The organism is Holdemanella biformis DSM 3989 (assembly GCF_000156655.1).
In the GTDB taxonomy this organism is placed as follows: Bacteria; Bacillota_I; Bacilli_A; order Erysipelotrichales; family Erysipelotrichaceae; genus Holdemanella; species Holdemanella biformis.
This window is the reverse complement of the sequence record NZ_DS996841.1, coordinates 186,055-192,474: the sequence shown is the minus strand read 5'-3', so window position 1 is coordinate 192,474 and position 6,420 is coordinate 186,055. Positions and strand designations below refer to the sequence as shown.

The following is a 6,420-nucleotide window of genomic DNA, read 5'->3' as shown; positions in this document are numbered from 1 at the left end:
CAAATTAAATGGATGACACTTTCAGGGAGTACAGAACCTAAAAAGAATGATCAACTAGGTCTTGCGAATGTCAAAATATTAAAAGATGGAAGTGTATTCAATGAGAAAGTCATTAGTTTTGTAGGTAAAGGTGTTAAGGCCATTACGGATGTAATTGGATAAAATAAGGGAGTGTGATTGTGTGAAAAAAATGATATTAGGCATTGCTTGGCAACTTATGGGGTTTCTTGGCTCAATAGCTATTTTGTGCTCAGCAACACTTCATCAATGGGATTATAACGGGATTACTGGAGTTTTAGGTAGTTTGTTGGGATTAGACTTAATAATTCCATTCATTGCTTGTATAACACTATTTATTTGTGGTTTAGTAGTCTGCTTCAAAGTAATAGGGGAATAGTAAATTTCAATTTATATACTTGACAAATCTCTATGGATAAGAATAATATAACAGTGTGATATAACGCTGTTATATTTTTTGATGGAGATTTATATGTCGGAAAAAGCTGAGAAAACAAGAGAAAAAATATTGGATACTGCCATCAAACATTTCTTAAGAGATGGATTTAGTGGTGCTTCTTTAAGAAGTATTGTGAAAGATGCAGGACTTACAACGGGAGCTTTTTATAAGTATTATCCGACTAAGGAAATGCTTTTTGATGCATTAATTGATCCGTATATAGAGCATATATATGAAATATATGATGGGATATTAGCTGATTTTGAAAAGCTTTCTGCTCATGATCAGACAAACAATATGTCAAATGCAGCCAATGATGGAACAAATCAGATGATTGACTATATTTATGAGCATTATGATCATTTTAGATTGTTGTTTAAATGTGGAGATAGTGGGAAATATGAAGCTTTTATTCATAACATGGTGAATAAAGAAATGAAGGCAACCAAGAAATATATGCAGATTATGAAGGAGTCTGGAATGGATTTACTAAAAGTTGATGAAAGTCTTATGCATATGATATATACTGGTTTTTTCTCATCTGTACTGCAAATAGTTGAACACGATATGGATAAAGAGATAGCTAAGAAAAATGTTTATCAATTAAAAGAATTTAATACAGGTGGTTGGGAAAGAATTTGGAATATTCAATTTAAATAAGGTGGCAATTGCCACCTATACTTATAACAATGCAGTTAGTCACGACTAATAATTAGGAGGGTATTTGTATGGAAGAAAAAAAGAAATCTACAATGCGTTGGATACTAGAGTGGGCTGGACAAAAGAAAATGGATTATGTATGGAGTGTCATACTTGGAATGGGTAATGTGATTTTTAAAATCATTCCTTATTTTCTTATCGCAACGATTGTAAGGATGTTTTTAGAGGGGAATAAAGATTTTAATACATATCTAAAAAATTCAATATGCATAGCTATTTCCTTTATTGTGGCCGAGTTTTGTCATTCACTCTCAACAACTCTTTCGCATAAGGCTACGTTTACTGTGCTTTCAAACATTCGTAAGGCGTGTTTTGAAAAGCTAGCACGAGTGCCACTAGGATATGTGAAAGATACTTCGTCAGGTACATTTAAGAATATTATGGTGGAAAGAATTGATAGTATTGAAACAACGCTAGCACATATTATTCCTGAATTTACTTCAAATCTTATGGGACCTGTCGTTGTGTTGATCTACTTTTTTACGATCGACTATAGATTGGCTCTTTGGTCATTATTACCCATTATTATCGGTTTTTTGTCTTATTTTGGAATGATGATTGATTTTAAACCAAACTTTGAGAAGACAGTAAACGCAACAAAAGACTTAAATGATGCGGCCGTTGAATATATTGATGGAATCGAAGTCATTAAAGCTTTTGGAAAAACAGAGAGTTCTTATGCGAAATTTACGAGTGCTGCCAAGGCCTATGCCAATTCTTTTATTTCCTGGATGAAAAAATGTTCTATTTATCATGCACTCATGATGACAATAACTCCCTATACATTATTGACTGTGCTTCCTTTTGGAGCTCATTATGTTGAAAATGGCACACTTACAATGCCGGATTTTATCTTATGCATCATTTTATCACTAGGTATTGCCGGACCATTGATCACAGCTTTTTCTTATACAGATGATTTGGGAAAGATTGGTGTCATTGTTGACGAGGTTGTTGGAATTCTAGATCAGCCTGAGTTAAATAGGCCATATAAAAGTACATCTGTGCCAAAAGATAATTCGATCGAACTATCAGATGTTAAGTTTGGTTATCATGATAAAGAAATTCTTCATGGTATAAATATGGAATGTAAGGCTGGAAGTGTCAATGCGATTGTGGGTCCTTCTGGAAGTGGTAAGTCAACAATCGCAAAGTTGATTGCGTCTTTATGGGATGTGAATTCTGGAAGTATAAAAATTGGTGGTGTAGATATCAAACAAATGTCTCTTATGGACTTTAATCAAAAAATCGCATATGTAGCACAGGATAATTATTTGTTTAATGAAACGGTTCGTGAAAATATTCGTCAAGGAAATCCCAATGCGAGTGATGAAGATATAATTGAAGTCACAAAAAAGAGTGGTTGTTACGACTTTATTATGCAGTTGGAAAATGGTTTTGATACGATTGTCGGTGGTGCTGGTGGTCATCTATCTGGAGGAGAAAGACAACGTATTTCTATCGCTAGAGCCATGTTAAAAGATGCACCTATTGTGATTTTAGATGAGGCTACAGCGTATACGGATCCTGAAAATGAAGCAATTCTTCAAAATTCTATCGCTAAACTTGTAGAAGGAAAAACATTGATTGTGATTGCGCATAGGCTTTCTACAATAAAAGACAGTGATCAAATCTTTGTGGTAAATGATGGAAATGTAGTAGCACATGGAAAACATGAACAACTTCTTTTGTCTTGTTCACTTTATAAAGATATGTGGAATGCACACATTTCTGTGAAGGATACAGTAAAGGAGGGGGAATAATATGTTTGAAATCTTGGCAAAATTCTTTAAATTTTCTGGTGAAGAAAACAGTAAGAAATTTAAATTATCAATAGGAATTGGATTAGTAGAAGCACTTGCTTCAGCTATGAAAATACCGGCTATTATGTATATTTTGATGGGCTTGATTGAAGGCAAATCAATGGGTAAATATATTTTCGGGTCATTGATCATTATGATTATTGCGATTGTGGTGGATGTTATTTGTAAAAGAATTTCGTCTATACTTCAAACCGAAGGTGGATATAATGCGAGTGCATTTATGCGAATTAAGATTGCAGAACATCTTCGCTATCTTCCAATGGGATATTTTAATTCAAATAGTATTGGTGAGATTGCTTCTGTTACGACAAATACAATGGAAGTACTTGGAGATGTTGCATCAAGAGTGGTAATGCTTACGATGCAGGGAATTTTAGAAACTACAATGATTATATGTATGATTCTAATTTTTGATGTAAGAATTGGATTGATATCGTTATTAGGTGTCATTGTATTTTTTGTGATCAATTCAATTATGCAAAAAGCTGGTAAAAAAGATTCAGAACAAAAGGTGCAGTGTGATACAGAACTTGTGAATCAAATCATGGAATATGTGCAAGGTATTTCGGAAGTAAAATCTTATAACTTATTGGGTAAACAGGCAAAACGATTGAATGATGCCAATGATGCATGTGCAAGAATCAATACAAAAATGGAACTTGTATTTGTACCTTATCATTTTCTTCAGGGTATTGTGACAAAGATTACTGGGACAATTATCATTGTTTGTTGTGCTGCATTTTATATTAATGGAACAATGAATTCGGTGTATGCGATTGGTATGAGCGTTTCGGCTTTTATACTTTATTCAAGTTTAGAAACAGCTGGAAATTATTCATCCCTTTTACATGTGGTAAGTGTCTGTGTAGATAAAGCCAATGATATTCTTGCATTGAATTCGATGGATATTGAAGGAAGGGAAATAGAACCCAAGAGTCATGATATTCAATTGGATCATGTTTCATTTTCTTATGATAAGCGAAAAATCATTGATGATGTATCCTTGTCGATTCCAGAAAAAACAACTACAGCGATTGTAGGTCCTTCTGGAGGAGGTAAATCTACATTGTGCAATTTGATTGCGAGATTTTGGGATGTAGATGAAGGTGAAGTGAGTCTTGGATGTATAAATGTAAAGGATTATAGTATGAATAGTTTGATGAATAACTTTGCGTTTGTATTTCAAAGAGTGTATTTGTTTGCGGATACCATTGAAAATAATATTAAATTCGGCAATCAAGAAGCTACTCATGAACAAGTTGTAATGGCAGCTAAGAAAGCTTGTTGCCATGAGTTTATAAGTCAATTGCCAGATGGATATAATACAGTTATTGGTGAAGGTGGAGCCACTCTTTCTGGTGGTGAAAAACAACGTATTTCCATTGCGCGTGCCATTATGAAGGATGCACCTATTATTATTTTGGATGAGGCAACAGCCAATGTGGATCCAGAAAATGAAAAGGAATTAATGGAAGCAATCGATGCTTTGACAAAAGAAAAGACAATTATTATGATTGCACATAGATTAAAAACCGTCAGAAACGCGGATCAAATTGTTGTGATAGATAAGGGAAGAATTGTACAACAAGGAACACACAATCAATTGATGAAACAAGAGGGTATTTATAAACGTTTTGTAGATTCTAGAGAGCAGGCAGTAAGCTGGAAACTTGCGAATGATTGATACAAGAGTGGTGAAAAATATATTGATAGAAACATTAGTGAATTCAGATGCTGATGTTTCTTTTATTTTGAGTTATACAAATCTTGTGAAGACGATAATAATTAATAAATGGTACTATGTCTATCAGCTGACTTTAAAAAATATTCGACTGTCGAATGCTTCACATGTAATTCTTTAGCTATAGTTCTCGGTGACTTAAGATTGCTTTTCCAATCTTTGTAAGCTTTTAGCTTTTGTTCATAAGTTAATTTCATATAAAAAGTGAACCTCCTAAGTTTGTCCAACTTTAGGGGTTCACTTCAGTCCGCTATTTTAAATTTTCTAAGAATAAGAAGTCTTTAAATTTAATATGTTGTATATTACTTGTAGAATAATCAATATCATCCATTGTGATGATGATTTTTTTATCTATTTGACTAACACCATTAAAAGCTTTGAATTCACGTTCATACGCTTTATCTTCGGCAACACTATATGCGACTTGGATATAATACTTTAGATTGTCTTTTTGAGCTAGAAAATCAATTTCCTTTCCCTTATTGTCATAGACGGTAAGACTATATCCCATATATATAAGTTCATTGTATATTATATTTTCTAGATTATGCGTTAAATCATAACGATTGTTTAATTTACGAATCGAATTTAACGAAACATCACAATTATAAATTTTTGTAGGATACTCCAATTCTGTTTTTGTTCTAGAAGAATATTGTTTGATTGGTTCAATAATATAAGCCTCTTCTAAATAGCCAATCCATTTCTTGACGGTATTTATACTGCATTTTGTGCCATGCGTATTCATATAATCGCAAATAGATTTTACGGAATAATTTCTTGCATTTGATATTAAAATGAAATTAACAACCTTTTTAAAATCTTCGGATTTTCGAATTTTATAGCGATTGATTATATCATTCGAAACAATGGTTTCATCTAAATCATTCAAGTATCTTTTTTGAGCTTCTAAAGAATCAAATTCAATTCGTTTAGGAAAGCCTCCCCATACTAAATAATCCGTTAGAGAAATTTTTTTGTTTAATTCTTTTCCATATTCATATAATTCTCTATATACAAATGGACGAATATGAAATGCGACATAGCGACCTGATAATTCTTTAGTGAATTCACGAGATAATAGCTTGGAATTGGATCCGGTAATAAATAATGAACAATTATGTTTTCGAAGTGTTTTACATGCGACAGACCAATTATCAATTGTTTGAATTTCATCTAAGAAAACATAGCATAATTCATTTGTATCACGATTGTTGTCAATATAGTCTACAATGTCTTGCCATGAGGTTAAATTAGATGTAACGGCACGATCTTCAAAATCAAGATAAATTATATTTGATGATTTTTTTGCGATTTCAGTATTGATTTGTTCCAATATGATGGATTTTCCACATCTTCTGACTCACGTAATGATTTTAATTAAATCACTATCTTGAACCTCTCATCACTGAAGTGATGAGATTCTTGGGAACAGGTTTCTATCGAAACCTTTCTTACCAAGCTATCCCCGCAGTTCCTGCGGTTTTTTTAGCTAATTTGCTAATATGCCTTGCATCAATATATTGATGGATGCATTTACATCTCTGTCATAATTTGAATGGCATTTTGGACATATCCATTCTCTTACATTTAAATCTTTTGTTCCTTCATTCTTATATCCGCAACAATGACAGGTCTGACTGCTCGCATAGAATGTGTCTACTTTCTTGATCACTTTT

5 protein-coding genes and 1 pseudogene are annotated in these 6,420 nt (G+C 32.8%); 4 read left to right on the top strand and 2 right to left on the bottom strand.

What is annotated here, in order from left to right; translation table 11 throughout:
• Nucleotides 1–190: 190 nt before the first annotated feature.
• The 4 genes from EUBIFOR_RS02450 (at nucleotide 191) to EUBIFOR_RS02435 (ending at nucleotide 4,684) form a co-directional block, all read left to right on the top strand.
• Nucleotides 191–397, top strand: a complete 207-nt coding sequence (locus tag EUBIFOR_RS02450; protein ID WP_244264148.1) for a hypothetical protein — start codon at nucleotides 191–193, stop codon at nucleotides 395–397.
• A 93-nt stretch (nucleotides 398–490) separates the two neighbouring features.
• The gene (locus EUBIFOR_RS02445) at nucleotides 491–1,117 is read left to right on the top strand and encodes a TetR/AcrR family transcriptional regulator (RefSeq protein ID WP_040466086.1); all 627 of its coding nucleotides are present in this window, start codon (nucleotides 491–493) and stop codon (nucleotides 1,115–1,117) included.
• A 68-nt stretch (nucleotides 1,118–1,185) separates the two neighbouring features.
• On the top strand, nucleotides 1,186–2,940 hold the full coding sequence (locus tag EUBIFOR_RS02440) for an ABC transporter ATP-binding protein (protein ID WP_003864317.1): 1,755 nt from the start codon (nucleotides 1,186–1,188) through the stop codon (nucleotides 2,938–2,940).
• A 1-nt stretch (nucleotide 2,941) separates the two neighbouring features.
• Entirely contained in the window at nucleotides 2,942–4,684 is a 1,743-nt protein-coding gene (locus tag EUBIFOR_RS02435) for an ABC transporter ATP-binding protein (RefSeq protein ID WP_003864316.1), read from the top strand.
• A gap of 307 nt (nucleotides 4,685–4,991) precedes the next feature.
• On the opposite strand, the pseudogene EUBIFOR_RS13485 reads toward EUBIFOR_RS02435, so the two are convergent.
• A pseudogene (locus EUBIFOR_RS13485) lies at nucleotides 4,992–6,092 on the bottom strand (ATP-binding protein); the annotation flags it as partial.
• 141 nt (nucleotides 6,093–6,233) lie between these two features.
• Nucleotides 6,234–6,420, bottom strand: a 187-nt coding sequence (locus EUBIFOR_RS02425) for a zinc ribbon domain-containing protein (RefSeq protein WP_003864313.1), incomplete at its 5' end; no start/stop codon positions are given.